Origin of the sequence: Bdellovibrio bacteriovorus HD100 (assembly GCF_000196175.1) — a bacterium.
GTDB lineage: Bacteria > Bdellovibrionota > Bdellovibrionia > Bdellovibrionales > Bdellovibrionaceae > Bdellovibrio > Bdellovibrio bacteriovorus.
On record NC_005363.1, the window covers coordinates 968,311 to 991,747 of the forward strand.

The 23,437-nt window shown below is 51.2% G+C and carries 23 protein-coding genes; 18 read left to right on the forward strand and 5 right to left on the reverse strand.

Annotated elements, in window-relative coordinates; all coding sequences use genetic code 11:
* Positions 1-21 precede the first annotated feature (21 nt).
* Positions 22-291: a DUF936 domain-containing protein gene (locus tag BD_RS04700; RefSeq protein ID WP_226987928.1), complete on the reverse strand. Its 270-nt coding sequence runs from the start codon at positions 289-291 to the stop codon at positions 22-24.
* A gap of 82 nt (positions 292-373) precedes the next feature.
* Between BD_RS04700 and BD_RS04705 the strand changes: the two genes are divergently transcribed.
* The 8 genes from BD_RS04705 to BD_RS04740 all read left to right on the forward strand — a co-directional run bounded on the left by BD_RS04705 (position 374) and on the right by BD_RS04740 (position 8,962).
* Positions 374-1,636, forward strand: a complete 1,263-nt coding sequence (locus tag BD_RS04705; protein WP_011163556.1) for a DUF814 domain-containing protein — start codon at positions 374-376, stop codon at positions 1,634-1,636.
* A gap of 96 nt (positions 1,637-1,732) precedes the next feature.
* Positions 1,733-2,677 (forward strand): ABC transporter ATP-binding protein, encoded by a 945-nt coding sequence (locus BD_RS04710; RefSeq protein ID WP_011163557.1) that lies wholly within the window; start codon positions 1,733-1,735, stop codon positions 2,675-2,677.
* Positions 2,674-3,447 (forward strand): ABC transporter permease, encoded by a 774-nt coding sequence (locus BD_RS04715; protein ID WP_011163558.1) that lies wholly within the window; start codon positions 2,674-2,676, stop codon positions 3,445-3,447. Before BD_RS04710 ends, BD_RS04715 begins: the two co-directional genes overlap by 4 nt.
* 3 nt (positions 3,448-3,450) lie before the next feature.
* Positions 3,451-4,986 carry a GldG family protein gene (locus BD_RS04720; RefSeq protein WP_011163559.1) on the forward strand — a complete coding sequence of 512 codons (1,536 nt, stop codon included), beginning with the start codon at positions 3,451-3,453 and terminating at the stop codon, positions 4,984-4,986.
* A complete protein-coding gene (locus tag BD_RS04725; protein WP_011163560.1) occupies positions 4,986-5,969 on the forward strand; it encodes a DUF4340 domain-containing protein in 984 nt (327 codons plus the stop codon). Before BD_RS04720 ends, BD_RS04725 begins: the two co-directional genes overlap by 1 nt.
* A complete protein-coding gene (locus BD_RS04730; RefSeq protein WP_011163561.1) occupies positions 5,969-6,961 on the forward strand; it encodes a GHMP family kinase ATP-binding protein in 993 nt (330 codons plus the stop codon). The genes BD_RS04725 and BD_RS04730 overlap by 1 nt, the downstream gene beginning before the upstream one ends.
* Positions 6,907-7,845: a DUF429 domain-containing protein gene (locus tag BD_RS04735; protein ID WP_011163562.1), complete on the forward strand. Its 939-nt coding sequence runs from the start codon at positions 6,907-6,909 to the stop codon at positions 7,843-7,845. The genes BD_RS04730 and BD_RS04735 overlap by 55 nt, the downstream gene beginning before the upstream one ends.
* 304 nt (positions 7,846-8,149) lie before the next feature.
* Complete coding sequence (locus tag BD_RS04740; protein ID WP_011163563.1) at positions 8,150-8,962, forward strand: class I SAM-dependent methyltransferase; 813 nt, start codon at positions 8,150-8,152, stop codon at positions 8,960-8,962.
* A 33-nt stretch (positions 8,963-8,995) separates the two neighbouring features.
* Here the strand turns inward: BD_RS04740 and BD_RS04745 are convergent, their stop codons facing one another.
* Entirely contained in the window at positions 8,996-9,922 is a 927-nt protein-coding gene (locus BD_RS04745; protein ID WP_011163564.1) for a magnesium transporter CorA family protein, read from the reverse strand.
* A 9-nt stretch (positions 9,923-9,931) separates the two neighbouring features.
* Between BD_RS04745 and BD_RS04750 the strand changes: the two genes are divergently transcribed.
* Genes BD_RS04750 through BD_RS04760 form a run of 3 tightly spaced genes read left to right on the forward strand, consistent with a single transcriptional unit; the run spans position 9,932 to position 13,518 of the window.
* Entirely contained in the window at positions 9,932-10,786 is an 855-nt protein-coding gene (locus BD_RS04750) for an alpha/beta hydrolase (RefSeq protein ID WP_011163565.1), read from the forward strand.
* Positions 10,787-10,843: 57 nt separating this feature from the next.
* A complete protein-coding gene (locus tag BD_RS04755) occupies positions 10,844-12,400 on the forward strand; it encodes a penicillin-insensitive murein endopeptidase (protein ID WP_011163566.1) in 1,557 nt (518 codons plus the stop codon).
* 41 nt (positions 12,401-12,441) lie between these two features.
* Positions 12,442-13,518 carry a phosphatase domain-containing protein gene (locus BD_RS04760; RefSeq protein ID WP_011163567.1) on the forward strand — a complete coding sequence of 359 codons (1,077 nt, stop codon included), beginning with the start codon at positions 12,442-12,444 and terminating at the stop codon, positions 13,516-13,518.
* Positions 13,519-13,542: 24 nt separating this feature from the next.
* Here the strand turns inward: BD_RS04760 and BD_RS04765 are convergent, their stop codons facing one another.
* Both BD_RS04765 and secG read right to left on the reverse strand, forming a co-directional pair.
* A complete protein-coding gene (locus BD_RS04765; RefSeq protein ID WP_011163568.1) occupies positions 13,543-14,343 on the reverse strand; it encodes a TonB family protein in 801 nt (266 codons plus the stop codon).
* 41 nt (positions 14,344-14,384) lie between these two features.
* Positions 14,385-14,777 carry a preprotein translocase subunit SecG gene (gene secG, locus BD_RS04770; protein WP_038451014.1) on the reverse strand — a complete coding sequence of 131 codons (393 nt, stop codon included), beginning with the start codon at positions 14,775-14,777 and terminating at the stop codon, positions 14,385-14,387.
* A gap of 141 nt (positions 14,778-14,918) precedes the next feature.
* Between secG and BD_RS04775 the strand changes: the two genes are divergently transcribed.
* From BD_RS04775 to BD_RS04795, 5 genes are all read left to right on the forward strand, one after another.
* Positions 14,919-15,389 carry a hypothetical protein gene (locus tag BD_RS04775; RefSeq protein ID WP_011163570.1) on the forward strand — a complete coding sequence of 157 codons (471 nt, stop codon included), beginning with the start codon at positions 14,919-14,921 and terminating at the stop codon, positions 15,387-15,389.
* 119 nt (positions 15,390-15,508) lie between these two features.
* On the forward strand, positions 15,509-16,672 hold the full coding sequence (locus tag BD_RS04780; protein WP_038451015.1) for a hypothetical protein: 1,164 nt from the start codon (positions 15,509-15,511) through the stop codon (positions 16,670-16,672).
* Between the two features lie 18 nt (positions 16,673-16,690).
* On the forward strand, positions 16,691-17,323 hold the full coding sequence (tmk, locus tag BD_RS04785) for a dTMP kinase (protein WP_041583478.1): 633 nt from the start codon (positions 16,691-16,693) through the stop codon (positions 17,321-17,323).
* Between the two features lie 10 nt (positions 17,324-17,333).
* On the forward strand, positions 17,334-18,278 hold the full coding sequence (locus BD_RS04790) for a DNA polymerase III subunit delta' (RefSeq protein WP_011163573.1): 945 nt from the start codon (positions 17,334-17,336) through the stop codon (positions 18,276-18,278).
* 41 nt (positions 18,279-18,319) lie between these two features.
* Positions 18,320-19,090 carry a TatD family hydrolase gene (locus BD_RS04795; protein ID WP_011163574.1) on the forward strand — a complete coding sequence of 257 codons (771 nt, stop codon included), beginning with the start codon at positions 18,320-18,322 and terminating at the stop codon, positions 19,088-19,090.
* Here the strand turns inward: BD_RS04795 and BD_RS04800 are convergent.
* Positions 19,053-19,985 carry a S1 family peptidase gene (locus BD_RS04800; protein ID WP_041583479.1) on the reverse strand — a complete coding sequence of 311 codons (933 nt, stop codon included), beginning with the start codon at positions 19,983-19,985 and terminating at the stop codon, positions 19,053-19,055. The two genes, BD_RS04795 and BD_RS04800, sit on opposite strands and share 38 nt — an antisense overlap.
* Positions 19,986-20,230: 245 nt before the next feature.
* On the opposite strand from BD_RS04800, the gene BD_RS04805 reads away from it, so the two are divergent.
* Together BD_RS04805 and BD_RS04810 are read left to right on the forward strand one after the other, a co-directional pair.
* Positions 20,231-21,676, forward strand: coding sequence for a beta-sandwich domain-containing protein (locus BD_RS04805; RefSeq protein WP_011163576.1), 1,446 nt, complete (start codon positions 20,231-20,233; stop codon positions 21,674-21,676).
* 142 nt (positions 21,677-21,818) lie between these two features.
* Positions 21,819-23,363 (forward strand): beta-sandwich domain-containing protein, encoded by a 1,545-nt coding sequence (locus BD_RS04810; RefSeq protein ID WP_011163577.1) that lies wholly within the window; start codon positions 21,819-21,821, stop codon positions 23,361-23,363.
* Positions 23,364-23,437 lie beyond the last annotated feature (74 nt).

The window sequence follows — 23,437 nt, forward strand, 5'->3', positions numbered from 1 at the left end:
TTCAGTTCGCTTTGTGGGTGACTAGTTGTCGTCTTTTTGACGGAATTTATGTTTGCGGTATTCTTCCAAAGTTAAAAAACCGTAGGTTTTTTTGCGGTAGATTTCAATGGCTTCAGCTTCAATGTCTGTCAGCACATCTTCCATGAATTCCATCGGAATCGAGCCGACTTTCATCAATTGCAGCGTGTAAAGATGAACGACCTTACGGATGAAGTCCGGCGTCTTTTCGCGCATGTTCTGGGTTTCTTGAAGCTGGGTTTCTACGATTTTTAGCAGCATATCTGTGTTCATACCCTTCAAATATCGGTTTTCCTTCTTCGAACCTGAGCATCACCCATAGAAATTTGGCCCAAAGGATGAGAGACTTGGACCAATGAAGGCCCTGACACAGCAAGAACTCCAGCATTTTGTCTCTTATTTTGCTCCAATTTTGGACGGCGCACAGCTGCAGGACGTGCTGGTTAATGACCGAGGTCTGGCTTTGGGTTTTCATCTGCGCGGAACCATGTATTGGATGATACTGGACCTTGTGCCAAACACCCCGATGCTGCTGCTTTTCGAGGATCAGTGTCCGTTTAAAAAGGGCCCGAAAACCAAGCCGGTCAGTCTTTTCCTGAACTCCCACGGGCGCAATTTGTATGTCACTTCCATGGCGGTGCAAGAGGCCTTCGGCCGTGTGGTTCGTCTGCAGTTGAAGAATGCCACGATGGACTGCGAACTTGAAATTCGTCTGATTCCAAAGCAATGCAATCTGATCGTCAAAGCTCACGGCAAGCAAGTGGCCTGGGATCGTCCGTTGGATCTGTCGGCGGCGCCGGTGGTGGAAAATCCCCCCGAGCCCCGCGATCTGGCCGCCATTCACGAAGAGTGGCTGGCAGAACAATCCGGCGGCAAAAAACCAACGAATCTGGATCCGGTCGCCCAATGGGAAAAACAGAAACAGAAGGATCTGGAGAAAAAACGGAAGGCCTTAAGTGAAATCCAAAAGCAGATCGAAAGCGATCGTGAACTTTTGTGGTACGAGGCCGGTCAGTATTTGAAAACCCACGGCACACTCGAGGTGCCCGAGGATTTGCAGTCATGTGTGGATCGCAGGCAGTCCTTAAGCTGGAACATTGAGCACTGCTTTTCCAAGGCCAAACAAATGGTCGGAAAAAAAGAGGGTGCTCGCGAGCGTCTGGATGAACTTTTGATTGAAATCCAGAAGCTTGAGGCCACGCGGTATTCGCAAAAACAAAGCAAGCCCGCTTTGGTGGATCTGATGAAAAAGGCCGAGGCTCGGGGACGCAAGTTGCACCTGGCTTCAGGTGCTTTGGCCTACTGCGGGAAGTCCGGCGCTGACAATCTGGCTCTGCTTCGGCAGGCCAAAGCTTGGGATTACTGGCTGCATCTAAAGGATTATCCGGGTGCCCACGCCATCATCCATCGCCAGCGCGATCAGGAAATCACTCCGGCCGAAGTGCAGGAGGTCGCCGCCTGGGTGGCCCGTGAATCCCTGTCGTCCAAATCCCTGATGGTCGGTCAAAAAGTGGCGGTCGTGATCGTTGAATGCCGTTTTGTCCGTCCGATCAAGGGCGACAAATTGGGGCGCGTCACCTACCACTCGGAAAAATCGTTCCAACTGACGCTGAATTAAACTCTTACGCCGCGACGCTTCGGAAAAAGTAAGCAGGTACCTTTTGGGGGTAATTCGGTCTAACATTTTCCTCTAGAATATAGAGGAGATTGCATCGTGATTGAAGTCAAAGATCTCACCAAAGATTATGGTCCTCGTCGGGCCATCGACAAACTGAACTTCTCCATTTCCAAGGGTGATGTTGTGGGCTTTTTGGGTCCCAACGGAGCTGGTAAATCCACGACAATGAAAATCATCACAGGCTTCATGGCCCCAAGCCATGGCAATGCCTCTGTCGCGGGATTTGATGTTTTTGAAAATCCTTTGGAAGTTAAAAAACGCATCGGCTATCTGCCAGAGATTCCGCCGGTCTATGCTGACATGTTTGTGCGCGATTATCTGCGCTATGTGGCAGCCCTGAAGCAAGTTCCTAAAGAAAAGATCGAAGCGTGTGTCAACAACGCCATCGAAAAAACCAATCTGGGCGATGTACAAAAACGTCTGATCCATCACCTGTCCAAAGGTTTCAAGCAGCGCGTGGGCATTGCCCAGGCGATTGTGTCTGATCCGGAAGTTCTGATTCTGGATGAGCCGACCGTGGGCCTGGATCCAAAACAAGTGGCCGAGATCCGTGAATTGATCAAAGCCCTGAAGGGCCAGCACACCATCATCCTTTCCACTCACATCCTGCCGGAAGTGGAAGCGACTTGCGAAAAGGTGATCATCATCAATAAAGGCAAGATCGTGGCGGAAGACAGCATTCAAAATCTTTCGGCCCTGGATCAGGGGCAGGTGCGCCTGCACGTGCGACTGCGCAAGGACGTGGAAGACATGAAGAAAGTCCTTTCCAGTGTCAGTGCGGTCACAGGTGTTCAATTGGGTGCTTCCCGCAAAGAATGGAACATTGATCTGAAAGGCGGCGAAGAGGCCGTTGAAAACGTATCGTCCCAGCTTGTAACCGGCGGTTACGGTTTGCTGGAACTGAGTCAGGCCAAACGGGATCTGGAAGATGTCTTCCTGAAACTTACATATGGTCAGCAGGAACGTGGAGGTGAGGCATGAATCCAACAATGACAATCTTTAAAAAAGAGCTGAAGGGTTTTTACTTCAACTCAACATTCTGGGTGATCTGCTTCCTGATGAGCCTGGTGTTCAGCTGGGTGTATCCGATTCAATTGAATCTGTTTTCGCAGCTTTTGATGAACTACGTGATGCAACAGGGGGTTCCTCAGAACCAGTTGAACATCCATTACGGGGTGTTCCTTCGCCAGCTGTCTTATCTGAACCTGCTTTTGATCTTTGTGGTTCCCGCTTTGACGATGAAACTTTTTGCGGAAGAAAAGAAGCTTCGCACTTTTGATCTGCTTCTGACTTCACCAGTGACATCCCTGCAGATCGTTCTGGGCAAGTACCTGGCCGCCTTGGGTGCTGTGGGTGGTCTGGTGATGCTGGCATTGTTGTACCCGGTGGCGACGTCCACTTTGGCGACGGTGAACTGGGGGCCGCTGGTTGTGGCTTTCCTGGGAATCTTCCTGGTGGGGGCTGTGTATGCGGCGATGGATCTGTTTGCGTCTTCTTTGACTGAAAACAGCATCGTGGCGTATGTGGCGTCGGTGATCTTCAACGTGTCCATCTGGTTTGTTGGCATTGGCACGGAAGTTATGGACAGCGAAGCGGCTCGCAAGATCTTTGAGCACGTTTCCCTGAGCAGTCATCTTTCCAGTCTGGTGGAAGGCACGGTGCGCTCTAATGCGCTGGTGTTCTTCTTCAGTATTATTGTCCTGTTCTGTTTCCTGGCAGAGCGTGTTGTTGAATCCTCACGTTGGAGATAAGTCATGAGTAAATTGAGCAAAATTTCTTTCCTGTTCGCTGGGTTTTCTTTGGTCGCCATGTCCATCACTCGTTACCTATTGGGTGACTGGGTCCCGTTCTGCTGGCTGGCTTTGGGCCTGGCCGTGGTGTTTGTTCTGGTCGGGCTTATCAAGGACCGCGCTTTCTTTAAAGAGTTCTTCACCATGAAGACCACCAAAGAAGGCATGAGCATGGGGATGCTGATCCTTCTGTTGTTGGCTGTCTTGGGGGCTGTGAACTATATCGGTGCCCGTCACACTAAGACCTGGGATTTTTCTTCTGCACGGGTCAATACTTTGTCGGAGCAATCCATCAAGCTTGTTAAAAGCCTGGATTCAGACCTGAAGGTTTATTTCTTCTATAAAAAAGGTGTTGAGGGCAACGAAGAAAACCGCCGCCTGTTCCGTGAGCTGATCAAAAAGTACCAGGATCACAGCAGCAAGGTGCAGCTGGATTTCGTGGAAGTGAATGAACGCCCGGATTTGGCGCAAGAGTACGGCGTCGACAAGGGCAGTGGTGTGGTGTTCCTGGATTACAAAGGCCGCCGCAACCGCATCGAAAAAATCGACGAGCAGGATTTTACCAGCGCACTTGTAAAGGTCACTCGCGAAAAGAACAAGACAGTTTACTTTACAGTTGGTCACGGTGAAAAAGCTTTGAGCGAAAACAAAGAGGGCTTGGGCCTGGGTTCTTTGAAATCGCTGCTTGAAAACAACCGCTACACAGTGAAAGAGCTTTCCCTGATTCAAAATGCCAAGATTCCTGAAGATGCGGATGTGATCGTGGTGGCGGGCCCGGTTCAGGGCTTCCAGGCTTTTGAAATCGACGCGCTGGAAGGTTACCTGAAAAACGGCGGCAGTCTGTTTTTGGCGATTGAATCCCAGAACACCGCAGGTCTTGAAAAGCTGGTGGCCAAGATGGGTGTGCAGTTTGAAAACAACTACATCCTGAATCAGGTCGAAACCGTCATGGGTAAAGGCATCAATCAGGGGCCGACCATGGGTGTGATCTTCTCGATGAACAACAAGATCACCAAGCCATTTGGACGTTCGGAAGTGACGTTGTTCCGCTATCCGCAGTCTTTGAAAAAGGTGGACATTGTTAAAGGTGTGATCGTGGATGAGCTGGTTTCCACAGCTCCGAATGCGATGGCCTTCCCATCCATGCAGATCCGCGGTGAAGGTCCCGAGGGCACCTATGCTTTGGTGGATGAGGTCAGTGGTAAATGGGCCGGGGATGAAAGTGCCAAGGACTTTACCGCGATCATCGCCGGGGACGTGGACTTCCTGACCAATCAGATGCTGTATCAGAATCTGAACCGGGATTTAGTGCTGAATTCCATTGCGGCCCTGGCCAAAGAGGAAAATCTGATCAGCATCACGCCGAAAGAGCCTCTGGCGACACAAATGATCCTGACAGAAACCAAGTTTGGTCTTTTCTTGTTTGCTTTCATCATCCCACTTCCTATTCTTTTGTTGGGCACCAGCGTCGGTCTGTGGCTTAGAAGGAGAAATGCGTAATGAAACTCAAAGGGCGTACAATTCTTGTCATCTGTCTGCTGGTTTTTGGGGGTTATGCGGTTTACGACTTCTTCCACGAAAAAAAGATGGAAGAAAAGCGTTCGATGGACGCACGCCTGATGACCGTGAACTTTGAACAAGTGGACTGGGTTCAGGTTGAAAAGGCAGATCAGAAGATCACCTTAAAGCGCTCCGTGGATGGCTGGAACATGGAAGAGCCTTTCAAAGATCAGGCCGACAACACAGCGGTGGATGATTTTGTCAAAGGGGCTTTCCCTGAACGTATCATTGAAACGGCCGCCGAGGGTGAAAACATCAACTGGGCCGTTTATGGTCTGGATAAACCCGCGGGTAAAGTGACTTTCAAGACCACAGCCGGCACCCAGAACGTCTTTGAAATTTCTGAAAAGCGTAATTTTGAAGACAACGTGTTTGCCCGTCGTGACGGGGAAAACAAAGTTCTGGTGGTAAATTCCATTTGGCAAAACCGCGTGAATAAAGGTGTCATGGATTTCCGTGAACGCCGCTTCCTACGCCATAAAATTGCCAGCGTGGATGAAGTCCGTCTGAAAAACCAGATGGGAACTTTTGAGATCCGCCGCGTGGAGGGTCAATGGGTGGCTCCGACGCAAAAAAATCTGAAACTGGATCAGAACAAGGTGCGTGAGTTCCTGACATCCATCGCCGATGCCAAGGCGTCTGAGATCGTGGAAGCTAAACTTCCAGCCTTGAAGAATCTGTTTGTGATGGATCTGACCATGGCCGATAAAAAATGGAAGGCCGAAGTGGGGCAGGCGCAGGACCTGGGCATCTATGCAAAGGTCTCGGAACCTGCGCAGCAATTGAAAATGGAACCAGGCGCTTTGGATCGCTTTATCAAAGCCACTTTGGCGGACTTGCGTGAAGTGTCCGAACCAAAACAACCCAAAAAAAGTGAAGCAGAAGAATCGCAGGCCATGATGGCCGAGCAGAAAGAAAAGTAATGCAGAAGATTGTAGTAAAATCCCCAACGCGTGTGGATTTGGCTGGGGGCACATTGGATTTGTGGCCCCTTTATTTGTTCATCAATGGAGCTTCCACCGTCAACGTGGCCATAGATATTTACACGGTGGCGGAACTGACTCCGCACGACGATTCCACAATCGTGCTGGAGTCCGCTGATTTGAAACTGCGCAAGGCCTACAGCAACCTGCAAGAGGCATTGGCAGATACCGATCCAAAAATGATTTTGCTGCAGACTCAGCTTCGCTACTGGATGCCAAAACAAGGTTTCACATTGAAAACCTCTTCCCAAAGCCCGGTGGGCGGGGGATTGGGCGGCAGCTCCAGTCTGACCATCAGCTTGATGAAAGCTTTTGCCCAGTTCTGTGGAAAGCCGTTTAAAGACGTGCACACCATGGTTCACGTGGCTCACAATATTGAAGCTGAGATTCTAAACACTCCAACCGGGACCCAGGATTATTATCCGGCGGCTTCCGGGGGCATCAATGTCCTGCACTACAGTTATGACGGCATCGAACAAAAGGTGCTGCCGGTGTCGCAGACTCCGCTGGCGGAAAAGTTCATGCTGGTTTATACCGGCAAGGCTCATCATTCAGGTCTTAACAACTTTGAAGTGATGAAGGATTCTGTTATCAAGGACCCGCGAACATTACAGGCTTTGCGTGATCTCAAAGGTATTGCCATTGAGACCGAGCATGCCATCCGTGCCGGCAACTGGAAGGACCTGGGGGGATTGTTTAAACGCGAATTTGAAGCCCGTGTCCGCTTGGCCCCGGAATTTTCAAGTCCTGAGATCTACAAGCTAGCGGAAGTCTCTTTGCAGAATGGGGCTGAGGCTGTTAAAATTTGTGGAGCTGGGGGCGGGGGCTGTGTGCTGGTCTGGTGTCCTCCGGATAAACGTGAGGGAGTAGCCAACGCATGCCAAAAAGCCGGCTTCCAGGTGATGGACGCAAAACCCGTCGATCCCCTGTAAAGAAAAAGACGACGAAGAAGACCGCAGTTAAAAAGACTGCGGCTTCGGCGACGCATGCCGGAGATGTTCATCGTTTCATCGGTCTGTCCCTGGGGGGCGGTAAAACCGACAAGGCCTGTCTGGCCGTTCTGGAATACTATCCCAAACACAAAAAAATCTTCCTGTCGCGTTTGGTGGAAAAAATCAAAAGTGACGAAGTCCATTCTGCTGATTTCAAAATTCAGGAAGTCATTCGTCAGTATCACAATGAAATTGATCTGATCGCATTTGATGTGCCATTCCGTTTGCCTGTGTGTTTGCAGTCGGAAGACTGCTGCAACAGCATTGAGGACTGCAAAAAGCCCCACGTCAAATGGATGTGGGAGTACACCCGCAAACTGCATAAAAAGAAGAAACCACGCAAGCTGTTTACGCCGTATACTCAGCGCTGTGTTGAGATGTATGTGTCTTCCGAACTGGAAGAGCCCTTTATTCTGCAGCACGCGATGGGGGCGAATACGGCCCCCTTGTTGGCGCGGGCGATGTACTTGCAGCGCGGACTGAAAGCAAAGTGCATCGAAGTGTTTCCTAAGCTTTCCGTATGGCGCTTGGGGAGATCGCTGAATGTGATGAAAAGTCATCTGCGCTTTCATAAACACGCCATCGGCGGGGATGAAAGTCGTCGCGAAATTCTGAGCGCTTTAAGCACGCACAACGTCGCGTTCGTGTACGACCAGGATGTGAAGCTGATGATTGAAAACAATCACGCCTTTGAGGCATTTATATGTGCTTTGACGGCCTTCCTAAGTTTCAAAGGCAGCACCGAACCTCGTCCCGACGGTTTTCCACCCAACGAAGACTGGATCGAATTTCCCCGTGTCAACGTACGCTGGGAAGGATTCTAGTCGGCCCCGCCCAGCTGCGGGGCTAGCCTCAGTCAACAACTCCGCGACACGCCATCCGGGCTCTGCCGTGGCCCGCGCTTCGCGCGGGTGCGCGCCGTCGTGGCGCCCACGGAGGTCGCTGCGTTGTTGCCTGCGACCAGCCCCGCAGCTGGGCGGGGCCTCAATTTGCGCTGGTGAAACAAGGTTAGGTTTCTTAAGTTTGCCGCATGACAACTTTTGCTTTGTGCTGGCGCAGAGTGAGAGGGCTTGAGCAATCGGGGGCTCAGCTATTAAATAGAAGTTCTACCTCCGAAGGGGGCTTTCGATGGCTGATTTTCCTTATCTGCATGGGTTCACCAAAGAAGAACAAGATCGTTTGCGCAAACAGGCGCGTTTCGGTGAACACACGGTTTATCAAAATATCAATTTATCCAATGTCAAAGATCTGCTGGAAGTCGGCTGTGGGGTTGGGGCGCAAAGTGAAATCATTTTGCGACGGTTTCCTGATCTGAAGCTGACAGGCATTGATCGCAGCACAAAACAACTTTCGGCCGCCAAACACCGGCTGAGTCATCTGCCTTTTGCCGAGCAGCGCTTTGAGTTGAAGGAGATGGATGCCACAGCGATGGATTTTTCTTCGAACTCTTTTGACGGTGCTTTCTTGTGCTGGATTCTGGAGCATGTCCCTGATCCGATCCGGGTTTTGTCGGAAGTGCGCCGGGTGTTACGTCCGGGCTCTGTCGTCTATGCCACGGAAGTGATGAACGCTTCCTTTTTCCTTGATCCGTATTCACCGAATGTCTGGAAGTACTGGATGGCGTTCAATGAATATCAGCTGAAACAAAAAGGCGATCCCTTTGTTGGAGCGAAGCTTGGGAACTTCTTCATGCAGCTGGGATATCATGACATCCACACGGAAATAAAAACGTGGTTCCTGGATAATCGTTATCCGCAAGCACGCAAGGACTGCATCGAATACTGGACAGAGCTTTTGCTTAGTGCCAGCGATCAGCTGGTGGAAGCTAAATGCATTTCCCAGGAGGTTGTTGAAGGGGTGAAGGAAGAAATGGCAAGGGTTGCAAGTGATCCGAACGCCGTGTTCTTTTATTCCTTCGTTCAGGCACGGGCCCGGACATAAGCTGTCGTAAGCAGTGCAGGCGACGGCCTGCACTTAGAGTTCTTCTTTTTTCAGCCAGCCTTTTTTATAGATCCACCAGGTGATGCCGATCACGACCATCACCATAAATGCTAAAGTAGCATAGTAGCCGTTGGGCTCTTTCAATTCGGGCATGTTTTCAAAGTTCATTCCGTAAACCCCGGCAATGAAGTTCAAGGGCAGGAAGAACATGGATAGCACTGTCAAGACTCGCATCACTTCATTGGTGCGGAAAGACGCTTCATTGGTTTTTTGCGACATCAACGATAAATGCAGGTTCAAAAGACCGGTGATTTCCTCATAAATATCATCGGCATAAAAGGCCACTTTTTCCAAAGGTTCACGCACCTGTTGTATGTCCTTCAGTGGAATATTTTCGTGCTGGTGAATCTTGTTAAAGACGTCTGCGGTGAATTTGAAGATCTTGCGATAGGAAGCGGCCTTGCGTTTGATTTGATAACCTTCGCGCAGAATGGTGCGGCGTTTGAGTGCGAACACACGCTCTTCAATCACATCGGTTTTGGAATCCAGAACATCCAGGGGGGCATCAAAACTTTTTATTGTCTGTACGCACAGGGATTTGACCAGGGTGTAAAGGGGGATCTGCTCAAAGGCGACCTTGTCTTTCTTGTTGGAAATACACTCCAGCGGCGCGCGGTGAATCGTCACCAGAAAGTCCTGCCCGACAAAGAAGATGATTTTGGTGGTCAGTTCCTGCATGGTGCCTGCTGTGGGTTTGGCATGGGCATCGTGGTGGCGCAGAATAAATAGACACACTTTTTCATAGAACGTGCACATCGGCAAATGTTCGGGATCAAGGCACGTGGAAAGGGCCTGCAATGGGATCGGAAATTCCTCGGCCAGCTGACGCAGATCCTCCTGCGAAGGAGCTTCACAGTCGACCCACTTATAGTCTTGCCATTGATGTTCGAATCGTTTCATGATTCCAGTATGACAAAGTTTTCGGGGCTTCGCCGTTTCTTTTTCGGATGCATCGCGACGATGCTGCTGACGGGGTGTCAGTCCTTTTTCTATTATCCGATGAAAGAAAAACTTTTTGATCCTGCACGCATCAAAATGAACCCCGAGGATGTGTATTTGACTACGTCCACGGGAGAAAAAGTGCATGGCTGGTACTTTGCCTCTGCACAATCCGACACCAAAGGCACGATGCTGTTTTTTCACGGCAACGCCGAAAATCTGACGTCGCACTTTCTGATGTTTCAGTGGCTGCCATCCCAGGGGTACAATTATTTTATCTTTGATTATCCTGGTTATGGTCAGTCGGGCGGATACCCGACTCCGGAAAACACAGTGGCGGCCGGTGTTGCTGCCGCTGAATGGCTGCATCAGAAAAAGGATTCGCGGCCCTTGATAATCTATGGGCACAGTTTGGGGGGCATCATTGCGCTAAAGACCGCCGAAGAAATCAAAGGCCGCATCCCCATGCGAAATGTAGTGATCGAAGCCAGCTTTGATTCTTATCAAGGAATGGCCAAAGGGGTGATGAACCGTCACTGGTTCACCTGGGTGCTGCAGCCTCTGTCTTCGCTGGTGGTTAGTGATGAATACGCCCCGCAGTCGTTGGCTTCGCTATCGCCAATCCCGTTGCTGTTCATCACTGGAACGGCGGATAAAGCCGTCGAGCCGCGATTTACCGAAAACATGTACAAAGCCGCCGCCGAACCCAAAGAGCTTTGGCTGATCCCGGACGGACGCCACGGAAATCTGTACGAAATCCGCAATGGCGAGCTGCGGGACCGCTTCTTGTCATACCTATCTAAAACTTTGACAGTCCGTCAGTAAGAAGTCCTCTTAAATTGCAGCTCCCGAAAGCACGGTTCCTGCAATGTTCCCGGCAGGATGAAGACTTTGTTGCGTGCCCTCATCATTTTAAGCTCCCTCTCAATGCTGGCAGCCTGTGCTCCGGACACCCGTGAACAGGGTTCTGAGGTCGTGACGACCTATGAGCCGGCACAACCCGATGTGATGGATGAAGACGGTTACAAAGTCGTGCGAGGTTCGACTCGCGTGCAGGACATGAGTGTTAACTTTGACCAGGCCACCAAGGGCATGACCCTGAAGGGTAAAATCGAATTCCTGCCAGTGCGTGCGAAAGCCGTGCAGTCTGTAGAGCTGGATCTGGCTGGTATTTTAGATCCTTACGGATTCATCGCTCTTAAAACCTATAAAGCCAAAACCCAGGACAATCAGGATTTGAAAGTGGCGGCGAAAGCCACGTGTTTGAGTGTCGACGGCGGATGCCGTTCGTCTTTCATTGATATCTACGTTTACTATCAGGGCATCGTATATCATCACCAGGTGGAATCCCTGCAAGATGATGTCAGTCCGGTGAATGAGGAGCCGATTCCGGGTGAAGAGGGTCTGCAAGGCGACGAAGAATCTGAAATCGAAGGTGGCCACGATGAAGTCGAGGGCGAGCCAGGTCGTTACGTCGGTGATATCGCCGATGACATCGAAAAAATTCTGGAAGTAAAGAAGCCGGAAGCTCCCAAGTCCGAGGAAACTCCTAAGGCTGAAGAGCCTAAAAAAGAAGAACCGAAGAAAGAAGACCCTAAAAAAGAGGAACCAAAGCAGGACGCTCCGAAAAAGGACGAACCGAAGAAGGATCCTCCAAAGGCCGATCCACCAAAGAAGGAAGATCCAAAAAAAGATCCTCCTAAAAAAGAGGAGCCTCCAAAGCGTGAGGAGCCTAAAAAGGATCCACCTAAAACCGGTCAACCACGTGTGCCTGAGACGGCTCCGGCGGTGAACAAGGTCAGTCAGGCTATTGGGCCAGTGAATGCGGGCCGTTTGCAGAATGCGGCGAACATGCTGACTTACGAGCAGGCGCATGCTCCGACAGGCTATGAGATCATTCGTCCGAAAAGAAAAACTCACTTCGCGACCAATGAGCTGGCTTACATCATTGTGAAAATGGGTCTTTTGACCAAAAAAGAAATCCCGGGTTACGAGCTGGCGGTGGGCGATTTGTCCCGAGAAGCGGGTGGTAAACTGGGCTCCCACAAATCCCATCAGAACGGACTGGATGCGGACGTGGCCTTCTTCTTTAACAACAAGTCCTTCCAAGGATACTTCGCGTCCGCAGTGGCGGTGAACAAACCTCACGCCAACTGGATGCTGGAGCCTCAATGGAAACTCTTTAAAGAGGTCGTGGGCACTCAGCTTATTGACCGTATCTTTATCCACGGTGCTTTGAAGCAGGCCCTGTGCAGTCACGCCATTGCCAATGGCGAGTTGACCAAGGGTGACAACTCAAGCCTTGCGGCTCAGACGCTGCGCCGCCTGATCCCGGAAAAAGACCACCACAATCACTTTCACCTGCGTGTGAAGTGTTCCAAAGCTCAGGTTCGTTGCCGTCAGATGGCAGAGCCAGTCAATACCACCGGCTGTTTCTAATCCCAATTGCGGCAGCCGTGGGGCTGTGTCAGAATATAGTCATGGCTGATTGGCGTGATCGTAGTGAGATGAATGGGGATGTGGTTTTTTTCCGATACGTGTCCGAGGGCATGGAGAAAAGTCACGAGGAAGTTTTTTTGTGGGACCTGGATAAGACCTATCTGGACACCACAATTGACTCTTTGTCCGGACTGATGACCACGATTCTGGAGCGTGCCCTGAACAAAAAAAACATTCCAGGCACCAACACGCTTTTGCAGTCCCTGTCTGAATACCGCAAGCAAAAAAAAGGTTACATGTACTTTCCGATCTATTTCATCACGGCGTCCCCGCCGCAGATGGAAGAACGTATCTCGGAAAAGTTTTCTTTGGACAACATCCGTCCCTTTGGATGCTTCTATAAAGACAATCTGGCGAACTTGCGTCCGGGCCGTTTCTGGCGTCTGACGAAACAAGTTGGTTACAAGCTGCAGGCGCTGATGCAGTTGCGCACGCGTCTGGGGGAAAACGTGCGCCAGATCTGCTGGGGCGATGATAGCGAAACCGATGCGATCATCTATAATCTTTATTCAGATATTTGTTCGCGTCGTCTTGGCACCAATGACATTCGCACTACGCTGGAAAAGCTGAACGTCACCGGCGAGCAGGTGAACACAATTCTGGAACTGCAGGCGCAGATTCCGGAAAATGACCCGGTGGAAAAAATCTATATCAATCTGGCCACGGACACCGATCCGGACTATTACCTGAAATTCGGCCGCCGCACGCTGGCCACTTACAACACTTTCCAGGTGGCGCTGGATATGTATCAGGACGGCCGCCTGAATCTGGATGGCATTTATGCCGTGATCCAGGACATGGTTTACAACTATGGCTACACTCCGGAAGAACTGATGAAGAGCTTTGATGAATTCATCCGCCGCGGGGTTTTGGGTGAACGCGCCTACAATGAGGTCCGTCCGTTCTTTATCGAAAAAGGACTGTTGCACTCTTCCTATCAGCCCAGTGTGGCACCACTCAAAGAAAAGCTGGTGGATGAAGGACGCGTGTACGAGATGGAAGGGGTGCATGAGCCCTGGATTCCGGACCGCATTGATTATCTGCACGATTATCGCTAGGCCTTCAGAGCGAAGGCCCTTTCACTATTCAAAACGCAGTGGGAAAACGGTGGTGATCGGATCGCCGCCGAAGACTTTGAACTCCACACGACGGACAGCTTCCAAAAGACATTTTTTGAATTGAGGGTCACTCAGGCTGCTGCTGGCAATGTCGGCCTGGCTGACTTTGCCTGTGCGCTCTATGGTGAAGCTGATGGAGGCTTGCCCCACCACACCCGGAGTTCTTTGCAGCAGCTGCGTGTAGCATTTAAAGAATGAACTGCGGTGAGTTTTCAGAGTGTCTTGAATAAATTCGGACGTCAGGCCTTCCACCGGTTTTTGGTTCGCCACCGGGGTTTCAGCGGGCGCAAGTTCCGGCAGGGTTTCCGTCGGCGCTTGCTTCTTATAGTTCATTTCATAATCCGTGGCCGTCCAGCGCACGCCGTCTTTTGAAATATAAACGCTGCCTTCGCGGCCGTAGTTTTCAACCTGCAGGTCGCCACGTTTGATGATCAGAACAATGCGCTCGTTTTCTTCATCCAGCGTGATCAAAGAATTTTCCGGCACACGAATGCGGTAAGAGGAATCAAACTCCATGGTGGCATCACCATCGACACCGGTTTCAACCGAGTCGAGGGCAAACAACGTCGCCTTGCGGGTCAGGACTTCTTTATTGGTCATGTTGTTGCGAAGAACGAAGACTTTGCCCAGATTCAATTCCAGTCGCGCCAAAGGACGGGCACCGGGTTTGGTTTTTTCAGTCTGAGTTGAGATGAAGAGAGAAAGGGCGACGCTTAATACGCCTACGATAATCAGAGATGGAATCAGCCAGTTGTTCTTCGCCATAGAGAAACTATAGCGAAGAACCCGAATGGAATGTACTAAAATTACTTCTGGGCAGGAGCTGCAGTTGCAGCCGGAGTGGCAGCCTCAGCAGGAGTCGCAGCAGGAACTGCGGCAGCGGCACCAGCGTCAGTTGTGCCTTCAGTCGGGAAGTGTTCTTGAGTTGGAGCTGTCGGCAGCGGAAGGCTGTCAACTACGGACTTGGTTTTGGAAGAAGTCAAAGTCGCCAAAGCCAGGCAAGTCACCGCAAAGATGATTGCTGCCCATACAGTCATTTTACCAGCCAAAGATTGAGCGCCAGTTGCACCCAACAAAGAGTTGGAGCCGGAAGATCCACCCATGCCCAGAGCGCCATCAGATTTGGAATCTTGGATCAAAACCAAGATGATCAAAACAAGGGCTACGATGATATGCAATACGCCGATAAATGTAGTCATTTTATGTAATCTCCCAAAGACCCCCAAATATATGGATAATGGCGGTTTTCGTCCACCCCAAAGTGACCTGTTTTGGGCGACATGGTGCGGCATGTCACGAGCCGGTTGAGTCTTCCCGCCTTATTGATCACCATAGAGGTTATGAAAAACACGCTTCGTCTGTCTGTGTGCCTATTTTTTGTGCTCCTGTCGGCCTGTACTTCTCAAGAAGGTAAAATCAAAAAGCTCGCAATGGAGCTCGGGGAAAAGAAGTTTCAGGAGCAGCTGAAGATCGAGGCCGATGATTCCATCAAACAATCTGATTGGCTGAATAAGTCCTATCAGGAATTCATGCTTAAAAAATCCGAGGTGGAGGTCGTGGAGGTCAAGTTTCTGACTGAAACCAAGGCCACCGCCGTGGTCGTGGTAAATACCTATCCGCCGTCTTTGCGCCTGACTCTGGCGCGAATTGCCGGGGGTATGGATCCGGGCCGCAGCCGCAGCTTTAACTTTGCTGAAGCCGTCAGCGGAATCGGCAAACAAATCGGGAAGACCCCCGAGCCCGTCGAACTTCCCCTGATCCTGTACAAGTTCAATAAGACTTCCGCCGGCACCTGGGTTGTGGAGTTCTGATCCCATGCAGTGGCGGGCTGGGGCCTGGTGTCTAAGCCTTAGACAGGAAAAACTCGAAGAATCAAATAGTTAGCATTGCAAAAAGCCCGGTCCTGGGATTGCATTTTTCAGCGCTTAATATGAAAAACGTGGTGCGCTCCCTTACCTTTGCGGCTTTGCTTGTCTCTGCTTGGATCCCGGCCTGGGCCGAGGATTTTTCGTCTATTGAGACGGAAGTCGTCGAGAGCACACTTGAAAAGGCCCAGATCGCCCAGCAGGACAAGTTGCTTATTAAGGTAGGCAAGGGCGAGCAGATCTATGAGTTTGAAACGACTCCGGATCGAGAACTGATGAAAGAATCTTTAGGATTGAAGATCCCGGAAAAAGTGCGGGAGCAGATTATCGCCCGGGGTGGTTCGGTGGCGGAAGCTGATCCTATGGAGCCCTTTGAAAGCCTGCCGGAAGATCGCCGCAAAAAATTCCATGAAATGCGCCTGATGTTTTTGACGAATGCCGCGCGCATTCTGAATTCCACCAAGTTCGTTTATGGTGCCGGAAGCCTTGTGGGCGACGGTCTGAGTTTTGTGAAAATCAAAGTGAAAAAAGCCTTCGGAAAAGAGACTGTCGTGGAATCCCACGCCCAAAGATCCTTCCAGGTGCGCAGCCAGCAGGCCGTGCAGAGCATCCTGCGTGGTTTGGATTACAAGCTGTGGTCCCAGGCACCACTCGTGATTGATTCCAACGAATTTGGTTTGAGTGTTTCCGCCGGTATTTTGGCTGAAGCGGGCGTTCTGCGCAAAGGCGGCGGCGGAGCTGATGAAATGGGCTTCAGCATTGCCTTTAACAAAACCAAAAAGGCCTTCGTGTTTGAGATCTTCCATAACTCTGAAAAATTCGACAACACCAAGGCGGCCATCACCGTGATAGGTGTGGTTGGAAAAGCCGGTATTACCATGGGCCGCCGTGATGGTGCTGAGTCCCTGAAAGGGACGTCGTTCTATCCTCCGGCAATTCCGGGCTACAGTGCCTCTTCGCCCGAATTTTTCTCTTCGGGTTTGAGCTCAAGTCTTGGCTTCCCTCCGCCCCCTCTGGCGGACCTGTTGACGTTCACCAACCGCTTTGAGCGCCAGGCTTTGATCCGCGTGACTGTGTCACCGTTGGTCAAGGGCTTCGTCAGAGTCCAAATAGGCGATGTAAAGGGCTCAATGCGCCTTGTTGCAATGCGATTTGTTGACGTCTACACCGCAATATCTGACAAAGTCCACTTGGGTGGGCGTCGTGCTTGCGGCCCTGTATTCAACTAATCTTTCTTGCGGTGCAAAATGAAATTTATCGTATTTGAGGGGCTGGACGGCTCCGGCAAAAGTTCTTTGATGGCGGCGTTGGAGCGTGAGCTGCAAAACAGAGCCATCAACTTTTTGCGCACCCGTGAGCCCGGCGGAACTCCGCTGGGTGATGAAATCCGCAACATGATCCTGAGAAAAGAAGGCCCGGCACCAACCCCACGCACAGAATTGCTGCTTTATGAAGCCAGCCGTTCCCAGCACGTGGATCAGGTGATCCGTCCGGCTTTGGCGGCAGGCACGTGGGTTCTGTGTGATCGTTTTGCTGCAAGCTCTGTCGCGTTTCAAAGTGGCGGGCGTGCGATCTCTGAGGCCGACGTGGTGATGCTGAATACCTTTGCCACCGGCGGTTTGAAAGCCGACATCACTGTTCTTTTGGATTTGTCTGTGGAAGAAAGTCGCCGTCGCCGTCAGGGGCGTGGTGCTGTCACCGGAGAAACCGAAGACCGCATTGAATCTGAAGCCGACACTTTCCATGAAAACGTTCGTCAGTCCTTCCTGAAGCAGTCCCGTGAAGACGCCGCTGCGTGGATCGTTCTGGATGCGCGTGAAACCCCGGAAGTACTATTCAAACAGCTGTTGCAGTCTTTGACTGAACGAAAAGTTTTGTAAGGACGTAGCAATGGCCCGGATGCTGGATTTCGTCTTAGGACATCAGGAAACAATCAAAAAAATGGTCGAGTCTTTCGAAAACGGAAAGCCCGGTCAGACCTTTTTGTTTGTGGGTCCGGGCGGCATCGGCAAAAAACTGACAGCGATGGGGCTGGCGCAGGCTCTGTTGTGTCCTTCCAGCCCGCGGGGCTGTGGTAAATGCCCTTCTTGTTTCCGCATTTCCCAGGGCTCGCACGAAGGTCTTAAGTTGATTGCCCCCAATGGGGCCAACATCAAAATGGAACAAGCCAAAGAGGTTCTGGAATTCCTCAGTTTAAAAAGTCTGACAGGCAACCGTGTGATCGTCATTGATCAGGCACAAACCCTGAATCCGCAGGCGGCCAATTCTTTGTTAAAAACTTTGGAGGAACCGCCAGAGGGTACGTTCTTCTTTTTAATTGCTCCCAGTGTGGCGGGGATTCTGCCGACCATTCGGTCCCGGTCCCGCATTGTGCAGTTCCGTCCGTTGACTCAGGAGGATCTGGGAAAACGCGTGAAAGCGCCGGCCTGGGCGTTGAAGGCCGCAGGTGGAAGTTTTGAAAAGCTGGCTCAGTTGCAGGATGGTCCCGAGCAGGAAGTGCGCGAAAAGGCGGTGGAGCTTCTGACTTTGTTCATTCAGGATGCTGACTTCCTGCTTAATGAACTGTGGAGAAACGAGTTCAAAGACCGCGCTCAAGGGCAGCGCATGATCTCCTATTGGATTGGCTTCTTAAAGGATGCCATTTGTCTGCAAGAGGGTGCTAAAACTCAGATTGTGAATCTGGATCAGGCGCCGCTGATCAAGGTCCTGGCAGAGCTGGAACGCCCACGAATTCTGAATTTGATTCAGAAAGCGCTGCAAGTGGAGCAGGCCTTTGCCGCCAATCGGGATCCTCAGCTGATCATCGAAGAATTCTACGTCACGTCCAAGGCTTAAAGCGCATTGTCACCTTCCGTGACGGCTGTTATACTTGCCCTATGGAATGGATCGATATTCACGCACATTTGAATATGCTCGAAGAGGGTGTTGAAGCCGCAATCAACAATGCGAAAGCCGTGGGCGTGAAGAAGATCATCACCATCGGCACCCAGCCGGAAGATCATCCGATCGTGCTGGATATTGCCCGCAAATATTATCCGGAAGTGTACTGCACTTTGGGTGTGCATCCTCATGACGGTGGCACTTACACGGAAGCTGCCGGTAAATTTATCGAAGAACATGTCACTGAGCCTTGCGTGGTGGCTGTCGGTGAAATCGGTCTGGATTACTATTACGACAATTCCCCGCGTGAACTTCAGAAGGAAGCCTTCCGCGCACAGCTTGAAATCGCCCGCAGAACCAAAATGCCGGTCGAGATTCACACCCGCGATGCAGAAGAAGACACCATCGAGATTTTAAAAGAATTCAAAGGCGAAGTGAATGGCCTGATCCATTGCTTTACCGGCACAGAATGGCTGGCTCGTCAGGCGCTGGACGTGGGTTTCAATATCTCTATCAGTGGTGTGGTGACTTTCAAAAGTGCCGATTCTTTGCGCGAGACCGTGAAGATGCTGCCACTGGATCGCATCCATGTGGAAACCGATTCACCGTTCCTGGCACCGATCCCGATGCGTGGACGCAAGAACACTCCGGCTTATGTTATTCACACGGCGAAGTTCGTGGCTGACCTTAAAGGGATCAGCCTTGAACAACTGTGTGAACAGACGCGTATCAATGCTCTGAAAATGTTCCCGAAAATTCAGTGGTAGTTTGCAGCAGCTGAGTCCGCGTGGTTTTGATCCACGGGGCAAAGGGTGCAACTTTTGTCGCCTGGGCAATGCCAGCACAGCTGACCTGTCCGTTCGGTAGACGTTTGCCATAGACGGCGGAATTAACACCAATCACTTTCAGCACGCCATTTTCATGTGAAAACTGCGGGCCACCGGAATCCCCCTGACAGATGAACACCGGAACTTTTGAATTCAGCCAGTAACGGTCGCCATAGCGGTTGAACTGGGAATCAATCTGCATGACTCCGCGGCGAAGCTGCCCCAAATACGCAAAGAGGTCTTCGTTGGGCTTGCCTGTGTAGTCCTTGGAGCGCCCATAGCCATACACGTAAACACTTCGCTCGGAATAGTTCCCTTTGGTGTCGGTGTCGATACTGACAGTGGAATAGCCTTCAGGAATACCACCATCAAAGGTCGCAATGGCGATGTCGTGATCATAAAGTTTGGTGGAGTTAAATTTCGGATGGTGTTTGTACGCCAGTCCGCGGCGGGTGGTTTCTCGCACCAGCATCTTGCGGCCGAAGATTTCATAGTTGTTCGTGAACACAATGTTGAAACCTGTCATGCCTTTGATGCTGTCATCAAAGCAATGACCAGCAGTAAGGACGGTCTGCGGCGCGATCAGAGTGCCGGTGCAAAACGCCAGAGGCTGATTGTGGCGGTTGACCATTTCGACCAGAACCACGCTGCGGGCGGCTTGGGTGCCACGTTCCCGAATGGGGTCTCCATTAATGATACCGGTTTGGGACAAGTCTGAAGGCTCTTCCGCTGCGGGCCCGAACGAACGGGGGCTGCAGGCGGTCAGTGCGAGGGTCGCCGCTAAAGCAGCAACCAAGGTTTTTAAGGCCGGGGAGGGGCTATTAAATGCGTTCATGGGGTGACTCCTTGATGTGATCATCAATTGCTATCGCACCCTTTGCGGGGTCACCCGTTTTCTTTCTGAAAGCTGCAAAAACACAGTTCCCATGAGGACTTGGGAGCGCCGCCGAAAAAGGACCTGCTGTCTAATTCTGAGTCAGTAAAAAATGCCCAGCTCAAAATTAGAGCTTATTTAGGAACCATTGTGGAGGCACGAACTTTGGACTGATCCGCACTGTCTATTAAAACAGGAGCGTCTTTATGAAGAACACACAATGGGTGGCGGGTTTGCTTGCCGCTGTGACTTTGATTCAGGCCTCAGCTCACGCTGAGATTATTTCGGACCTGCCGGGCTTTGAGGACGGTGGTTCTCAAGGACAGACGTTCCGTCCGCCTGCTCCGCCGATGCCCAATGAAGGTGTAACCCGCCAATATACGGATGTGGCGAACCTGGATCAGATCAGTCGCAAATCCGGCGGGGAAGCCTATCGCTTTAATCTGGTGCAGCCTACAAATCTGAAGTACCTGGAACTGACGGTGCAATCCAGCCGTCTGAAAATTCATGAAGCCACTGTTCTGACCGTGGGCGGTCAGCGCTACATGATCCGTGAATTCCATAACAGCAATGTTCTGGAGACCGGCACCCAGTTGACTTCTGAAAACCTGAATATCAATGACGACATCCGCACTATTGAGCTGCGTATGGAGTCTTATTCCCATGCCGCGACGATTTCTTTGAAAGCCGTGGGGGACAGAGCTGTTCCCCGCATGTCTGTGCAACGCCCTGTGATTGTGGCTCCGCCGTCACAGCCGAATCGTCCGACTCAGCCAAGCCGTCCTGTGGATGTTCGTTTGAGATCCGGTGACGTGGTGGTGTCTGTAAGTTCTCAAGGCAAATACTATGACGGCCGTGTTGTCGAAGTTTATGGCAATGGCAAAGTCCTGGTTCGTGACGAGGACGACGGCAAAACTTACGTTCGTGATATTTCCTCTGTGGGTAAACGTATTTCCTGTGCTTCCAATGGCCTGTGCGAAGGTGAGGAAGTCATGGCCTATCCAGTGGGTTCTCAAGCCAAGACCTATCTGGGTAAGATCGTTGCGATCTATTCCAACGACATGGTGAAGATGCGTGACTCTGATGATTCCAAGGACTATTTCCGCGATCTCAAGATCATTCACCGCCGCTTGAACTGTCTGGAGTCCCTGTGTGTGAAAGACCGTGTTCTTTCCCGTTCCGGTGACGGCACCAAGTACTATGGTGGCGTTATCGACTCCATCTACTCCAATGGTGTGATCGCTGTTCGTGACGATGATGACGGCAAGGTTTATTCCCGTAATAAAGAGGTCGTTTTTAAGTCCGTACAATGCCACAGTTCAGGTCTTTGCATTAAAGACCGTGTGATGTCGAAGTCCGGTGACAAGTACTACTTCGGTTCCGTGACGGGTGTTTATTCAAATGGCCTGATCTATGTGCGCGATGACGACGATGGTAAGTCCTATGCTCGTCAGCACGATGTTGTCTTTAAAGAGATCAGATGTGCCAACGGGTTCTGCCGCGGGGACCGTGTTCTGTCCACTCTGAGCAATGGCCGCTACTATACAGGCCGTGTGGAAGGGGCTTATGCCGGCGGTTTGATCTCGGTTCGAGATGACGACGACGGTAAGGTGTATCTGCGCCCTCATACGGTCCTGTCTCGCGCCAGATAGTCGGAAGCGCCCTTGGGCGCCCCCTGTCCAACAATGAGACAGTTGACCAGCTTTATATCAAATTTATCTGTGTTTGAGGCCGCCCGCAGGCGGCACGAACCTTGGATTACTGCCTGCGGAACCAAAACAGTATGGAGTCTTTATGAAACGTCGGTTGATTGCCACTGTGCTTGCGACACTTTCCATGATGCAAAATGCTCATGCAGATATTATTTCGGACCTGCCGGGCTTTGATGATGTCGGCGGCGGCATGGAATTCCCGCAGCCACCACAAGAGCAAGGGGCAGATACAACGACTACGACGACGTCTTCAACTGCCACGTCCACGGTGCAGCGCCAGTACACGGGCGACGTTCAGGTGCGCGAAGTTTCCCGTAAGAAAGACGGTGAGATCCGTAAGATCACTCTGGCAGAGGCTTTGACCTTGCAAAATATGGAAATCAAAGCCCGTAATGCCCGCGTGAAAATTCACGAAGTGACTTTGATTCTGGCAAATGGCCAGCGCTCGGATGTTCGCGAGTACCGTAACGCCGCTGTTTTGGAAATCAACGCCACGGCGTCTTCCGGCAATCTGAATTTGAATCAAAAAGTGGCGGCTATCGAAATCCGCGCGGAATCCTACGGTGGTATCAGTGAATTGAGCGTGAAAGCGGTTTCTGATCTGGGTGTGCCACGTATGACGGCGCAGGGGCCGGCAGTCGCGCAACCAGTGACTCCGACCGCTCCTCCGGCTCCGGGCCGCACTGAAGAATCCGCGACTGTTCGTGTGGGCGATAAAGTTCTTTTTGATAATGGCAGCAGCTATGTCGGCACAGTGAAAGAGATCTTCATGTCCGGCAAAGCCCGCGTGAGCTTCCCGGGGTACAGCCAGGATTCCATTTTGGATTTGAAGGACCTTGCACGCTCGGTGAACTGCCAGGCCACCCAGTGTGTCGGTGACCGCGTTCTGTTCGACAATGGAAATCAGTATGTTGGCATGATCAGCATGGTGTTTGCCAACGGTGTTCGTCAGGTGAAGTTCCCAGGCTACAGCGAGCCATCTTTCATTAAAGCACAAAAGCTGACTAAGTCCGCGCAGTGTGCAGGCTCTGTGTGTGTGGGTGAAAGAATCATCTTTAGCAACGGCAGCGATTATTATGCCGGCACTGTGCGCGAGGCATTCGTAAACGGGATGGTTTCCATCAAGTTTGATGGTTATAACGAAATTAGCTTCCTGGATCACAAGAAGTTGATGAAAGGGCAGGCCTGCGCCAGCGATATCTGCGTGGATACGCGAGTCATGTTCGATAATGGCAGCGGAAATTATCTGGGCCGTGTCACTGAAATTTATGCTGATGGCACCGCGAAAATCAAATTTGAAGGTTACAGTGAATACAGCTTCATCAAGACTTCGCGCCTTGTAAAGGTGGTGTCTTCCGTGAAGGGTTACAGCAGCGGCACTCGCGTGCTGTTCAATAACGGTTCCGGCTACTATGTCGGTACCGTGCGTGAGGTGTTCGCTGATGGCACAGCCTCCATCAAATTTGAAGGTTACAGTGACCTGAGCTTTATCAAAGTGGATCGCTTGGGACGTCAGGCGGATTGTCATAAAAACATCTGCACCGGAAACCGGGTGATCCTTAACGGTCAGTACTCGGGGACTGTTCGTGCGGTCTATAGCAATGGGTACGCTCTGGTGAAATACTGACGGATACACGGACCTGACCTATACAGACGTGTCCAAACTTTCCAGATAGTGTTCCTTGAAAGCTGAAACTTAGA

What these genes read in the sequence shown, in the direction of transcription:
- BD_RS04700 (WP_226987928.1), bottom strand. Translation starts at nt 291, where the DNA reads ATGAACACAGATATGCTGCTAAAAATCGTAGAAACCCAGCTTCAAGAA.
- BD_RS04705 (WP_011163556.1), top strand. Translation starts at nt 374, where the DNA reads ATGAAGGCCCTGACACAGCAAGAACTCCAGCATTTTGTCTCTTATTTT.
- BD_RS04715 (WP_011163558.1), top strand. Translation starts at nt 2,674, where the DNA reads ATGAATCCAACAATGACAATCTTTAAAAAAGAGCTGAAGGGTTTTTAC.
- BD_RS04720 (WP_011163559.1), top strand. Translation starts at nt 3,451, where the DNA reads ATGAGTAAATTGAGCAAAATTTCTTTCCTGTTCGCTGGGTTTTCTTTG.
- BD_RS04725 (WP_011163560.1), top strand. Translation starts at nt 4,986, where the DNA reads ATGAAACTCAAAGGGCGTACAATTCTTGTCATCTGTCTGCTGGTTTTT.
- BD_RS04730 (WP_011163561.1), top strand. Translation starts at nt 5,969, where the DNA reads ATGCAGAAGATTGTAGTAAAATCCCCAACGCGTGTGGATTTGGCTGGG.
- BD_RS04735 (WP_011163562.1), top strand. Translation starts at nt 6,907, where the DNA reads ATGCCAAAAAGCCGGCTTCCAGGTGATGGACGCAAAACCCGTCGATCC.
- BD_RS04740 (WP_011163563.1), top strand. Translation starts at nt 8,150, where the DNA reads ATGGCTGATTTTCCTTATCTGCATGGGTTCACCAAAGAAGAACAAGAT.
- BD_RS04745 (WP_011163564.1), bottom strand. Translation starts at nt 9,922, where the DNA reads ATGAAACGATTCGAACATCAATGGCAAGACTATAAGTGGGTCGACTGT.
- BD_RS04750 (WP_011163565.1), top strand. Translation starts at nt 9,932, where the DNA reads ATGACAAAGTTTTCGGGGCTTCGCCGTTTCTTTTTCGGATGCATCGCG.
- BD_RS04755 (WP_011163566.1), top strand. Translation starts at nt 10,844, where the DNA reads ATGAAGACTTTGTTGCGTGCCCTCATCATTTTAAGCTCCCTCTCAATG.
- BD_RS04760 (WP_011163567.1), top strand. Translation starts at nt 12,442, where the DNA reads ATGGCTGATTGGCGTGATCGTAGTGAGATGAATGGGGATGTGGTTTTT.
- BD_RS04765 (WP_011163568.1), bottom strand. Translation starts at nt 14,343, where the DNA reads ATGGCGAAGAACAACTGGCTGATTCCATCTCTGATTATCGTAGGCGTA.
- secG (WP_038451014.1), bottom strand. Translation starts at nt 14,777, where the DNA reads ATGACTACATTTATCGGCGTATTGCATATCATCGTAGCCCTTGTTTTG.
- BD_RS04775 (WP_011163570.1), top strand. Translation starts at nt 14,919, where the DNA reads ATGAAAAACACGCTTCGTCTGTCTGTGTGCCTATTTTTTGTGCTCCTG.
- BD_RS04780 (WP_038451015.1), top strand. Translation starts at nt 15,509, where the DNA reads ATGAAAAACGTGGTGCGCTCCCTTACCTTTGCGGCTTTGCTTGTCTCT.
- tmk (WP_041583478.1), top strand. Translation starts at nt 16,691, where the DNA reads ATGAAATTTATCGTATTTGAGGGGCTGGACGGCTCCGGCAAAAGTTCT.
- BD_RS04790 (WP_011163573.1), top strand. Translation starts at nt 17,334, where the DNA reads ATGGCCCGGATGCTGGATTTCGTCTTAGGACATCAGGAAACAATCAAA.
- BD_RS04795 (WP_011163574.1), top strand. Translation starts at nt 18,320, where the DNA reads ATGGAATGGATCGATATTCACGCACATTTGAATATGCTCGAAGAGGGT.
- BD_RS04800 (WP_041583479.1), bottom strand. Translation starts at nt 19,985, where the DNA reads ATGAACGCATTTAATAGCCCCTCCCCGGCCTTAAAAACCTTGGTTGCT.
- BD_RS04805 (WP_011163576.1), top strand. Translation starts at nt 20,231, where the DNA reads ATGAAGAACACACAATGGGTGGCGGGTTTGCTTGCCGCTGTGACTTTG.
- BD_RS04810 (WP_011163577.1), top strand. Translation starts at nt 21,819, where the DNA reads ATGAAACGTCGGTTGATTGCCACTGTGCTTGCGACACTTTCCATGATG.